This is a genomic window from uncultured Thiodictyon sp. (genome assembly GCF_903828115.1).
Taxonomy (GTDB): Bacteria; Pseudomonadota; Gammaproteobacteria; order Chromatiales; family Chromatiaceae; genus Thiodictyon.
Window position 1 is genome coordinate 1 of record NZ_CAIKKU010000666.1, and the last position, 3,205, is coordinate 3,205.

Below are 3,205 nucleotides of genomic sequence, written 5' to 3' on the forward strand. Positions count from 1 at the left end.
AAGCCGATTTGCAGCGCTTCTCCGATTACGACAACGACAACGACAACGACAACGAAGGTGTTTAGCTGGCTCTTGGCTCTTTTCTGGACCTCAGAGCCACCCTTTGCGCTTGAAATAGGCGATCGGCAGCACGGCGGAGATGACCATGAGCAACACCGAAAACGGGTAGCCATACTCCCAGTTCAGTTCCGGCATGTGCTGATAGTTCATCCCGTAGATGCTGGCGATAAGGGTCGGCGGCAGAAAGGCGGTGGCGGCGACCGAGAAGATCTTGATGATCTTGTTCTGCTCGATGTTGATGAAGCCCTGGGCCGCCTGGAGCAGGAAGGTCACCTTCTCGAACAGATAGTTGTTGTGCGGCAGCAGGGCGTCGATCTCGGAGAGCAGGTATTTGAGCCGCTTGGCGCACGGCTTGGACGCCTGGGCGCTGCGCCACACGAAGGCGATGTCGCGCCGCGCGTCCATCAGGCAGAGGCGGACCTTGCCGTTCAAGTTCTCGTGACGCGCCAGGCGCTCGAGCGACTGCTCCAGGTCCGCGTCCGGGTCCTCCAGGACGTGGAAGCTGGTCTGCTCCAGGTCCCGATAGAGTTCCTGCAGGGTGTCGCCCAGGTCCTGCACCGCGGTCTCGAAGAGCCCGGCCAGGAGCCCGGTGGGCTCGCCCAGCAGGTCCGGCCGACGCCGCACCCGGATGCGCATCAGGCGGATCGCGGGCACGTCACGGTCGTGGATGGTGATCAGTCGCTCCCGGGCGCAGACCACGTTGACACTGGTGTTCTCGGGCCGGCCCTCCACCCGGTGCAGGAACAGGGTGGAGAGGTGGATGCCCTGGTCGTCCATGAAGGTCTGGGTGCTGGCCTCGATCTCGTCGGCGTCGTCGTCCTCCGGCAGTTGGTGGGGGACAAAGGAGCGGATCAGGGCGTACTCGTCCTCGGTGGGCTCGGCCGCATCGATCCAGGCCGCCTCCAGCAGGCGCTCCGGGTCCTCGATGAACTCCGTCGTGTGGTCTTGGATTCTGTAGGCATACAGCACTGGGCTCTCCCACCGTGATCGCGCAAAGGCCCCGCGGTCCCGTGGGCCGCGGTCCGTATCGAGTTTGGGTCCGCACGGCGCGCCCGTCGGCGCGCCCGCGACCGGGCGCGGCGGCGCCCCTTCGTGGGCGGCATCTTACACAGAGCTTGGGCGGGGCGTCCGGCTGGTTGGATTAAATCCCGTTCACTGTCTTGCGGCATTCCCGGGCGCCGCCTATCATGCAGCATGAAAATAGCTTTTTCATGGAGACGCACATGCTCAAGATGGTAGGCACCAGCGGCCAGGTCTCGCTGGGCAAGCAGTATGCCGGGCGCTATTTCGAGATGCAGATCCAGGCCGACGGCGGCATCCTCCTCAAGCCCGTGCGGGTGATTCCCGAGGCGGATGCCTGGCTGTATACACCGGAAATGCGCGAGCGCCTGGCCCAGGCCGCCGCCTGGATGGCCGAGCACCCGCCGCGTGAGACCGACCTGGAGCAACTCGCGGCCCGGGTGGAAGGCCGGGAATGACCGCCCGGGTCCTGCTGGACCTCAACCTGCCCGCCTTTCAGGACGACCTGTTGGCGCTCGAGGTCACGCAGATCCGGCTGATCCTCAAGACCCTGCGCAAGGTGCGCGCCTTGGACTGGGCGGCGGTCTATCGCGACCCGGGGCTCCAGTGGGAGCAGATCAAGGGTGAGCCGGGTCTCTTCACCATCCGGCTGTCCCGCACCTGTCGGGCAGTCGTGGTGCGGGAGGGCGATGCCATGCGCTTCGTGGCCGTGCACGCCGACCATGATCAGACCTATGGCAAGCAGTGACGCCGCCCGTGGGAGCGCTGTCCCGGCGCGATCTCCGGCGGCTGGGCTAGCCGCGAGGTCGCATCGCGGCGGGGCGCCGCTCCTACGGGACCGGGCTGGAGTCCAAGGCTTCAGCCTTGGGGGCGCGGGCCAAGGCTGAAGCCTTGGACTCCAGGGTCTTCAAGCGCGGCGGGGCGCCGCTCAGCGCTGGCGCCGTGCGGCCCGGCGCGCGCCCAATCCGGCCAGACCGATGGCAAGGAGCGCCAGGGTGGCCGGCTCGGGGACCGCGCCGGCGTCAGCCTGGATGCGCATTTGATTGGGCGTGAACATGTTATACCCGCTCCAGGAGGCCCCGCCGTCAGCACTCGAGTATCTGGCCGAGGGGAAGCCGGTCCCGGAGGTGGAGGAAGTGGCGCTCCAGTTAACAAAGCCGCCCGTTAGACCGACGCCAGAGAGTACGAGAAAGTAGCTGGTCGAGGGCATCAGGGTGATGCTCAGGTTGGGGATGTCGTAGAGCGCAGAACTGGTGCCGAGCGACGAGGCCAAGACCGTGGCGACGTCCGCCATCTTCGCACCAGGCGTGCCGCCGGTGCCCGAGTTGTTGAAAATGGAAACGAGCAAGTTCCCGCCCGTGCCGATGTCACGGGCTAGCGGCAGCGCCACGTCGGTGAGCCGGAAGGCTGAGTCGGTGGTTGAGAACGCCTGAGCTTTCAAGTCAAGAGAGGCAATAGGCCTAAATCCCGCGAAGGCTTGACTGACATTGTCAGACAGCGTGATGATCGCGGCGGGGGTCAACCCCGGCAGAGCCAGGGCGAGGAGCAGGAGGCAGAGGCGGGTTGAACGGTGCATTGCGATGGGCCTTGAAGGGGGTGGATGGGAGTCGCGACAGTACCCCCCCCCGACTGACTACAACACCCTATCGCTTACTGGATTGTAAAGACTTGTTAACATCCGAACGCCGCAACGGCGCGCGGCGCACCCTCCCGGGATCACCGACTTGCAGTCGGTGCTACCCCGGGGTTGATCCCGGTCCTCAAAGAGACCGCCGCCCCCGCGCAGCGTCGCCGAGTGCAACTCGGCGATCCCAGGTGGCCGGCGCTCACCGGCAGCGCGCGGCCCAGGCCGGCAGTGCTTTGTGCTAGGCTCAGCGCCGACCCCTGCCCACCCACCTGCCGCGAGGGCTCGTAGCTGTTGCTTGAAATCTTCGCTAACCTGCAATAATATCCCATTATGGAAAAGAAGTTAGTCAAGATTGGTGAGGCAGCGGCGATCCTTGGGTCAACGCCCGCCGCGCTGCGCAAGTGGGAAGCGACCGGCGAACTGCTTCCAGCACGCAAGACCAAGGGCGGGACACGGTACTACTCGATGGCCGACCTGACAGCCATCGGTGACGCCGAC

Annotated in this window: 5 protein-coding genes; 3 read left to right on the plus strand and 2 right to left on the minus strand. The window is 65.4% G+C overall.

Translation table 11 applies throughout. The features are described 5' to 3' along the window. Positions 1-90: 90 nt before the first annotated feature. The gene (gene corA / locus QZY48_RS25090) at positions 91-1,029 is read right to left on the minus strand and encodes a magnesium/cobalt transporter CorA (RefSeq protein ID WP_295436207.1); all 939 of its coding nucleotides are present in this window, start codon (positions 1,027-1,029) and stop codon (positions 91-93) included. A 254-nt stretch (positions 1,030-1,283) separates the two neighbouring features. On the opposite strand from corA, the gene QZY48_RS25095 reads away from it, so the two are divergent. Together QZY48_RS25095 and QZY48_RS25100 are read left to right on the plus strand one after the other, a co-directional pair. Then, a complete protein-coding gene (locus QZY48_RS25095; RefSeq protein WP_295436209.1) occupies positions 1,284-1,538 on the plus strand; it encodes a hypothetical protein in 255 nt (84 codons plus the stop codon). Next, complete coding sequence (locus QZY48_RS25100; protein ID WP_295436211.1) at positions 1,535-1,828, plus strand: hypothetical protein; 294 nt, start codon at positions 1,535-1,537, stop codon at positions 1,826-1,828. Before QZY48_RS25095 ends, QZY48_RS25100 begins: the two co-directional genes overlap by 4 nt. A 180-nt stretch (positions 1,829-2,008) precedes the next feature. On the opposite strand, the gene QZY48_RS25105 is transcribed toward QZY48_RS25100, so the two are convergent. Further along, a complete protein-coding gene (locus QZY48_RS25105) occupies positions 2,009-2,656 on the minus strand; it encodes a choice-of-anchor R domain-containing protein (RefSeq protein WP_295436213.1) in 648 nt (215 codons plus the stop codon). A gap of 381 nt (positions 2,657-3,037) precedes the next feature. Here QZY48_RS25105 and QZY48_RS25110 point away from each other — a divergent pair. Then, the coding region (locus QZY48_RS25110) for a MerR family DNA-binding transcriptional regulator (RefSeq protein ID WP_295436215.1) at positions 3,038-3,205 on the plus strand (168 nt) is incomplete at its 3' end.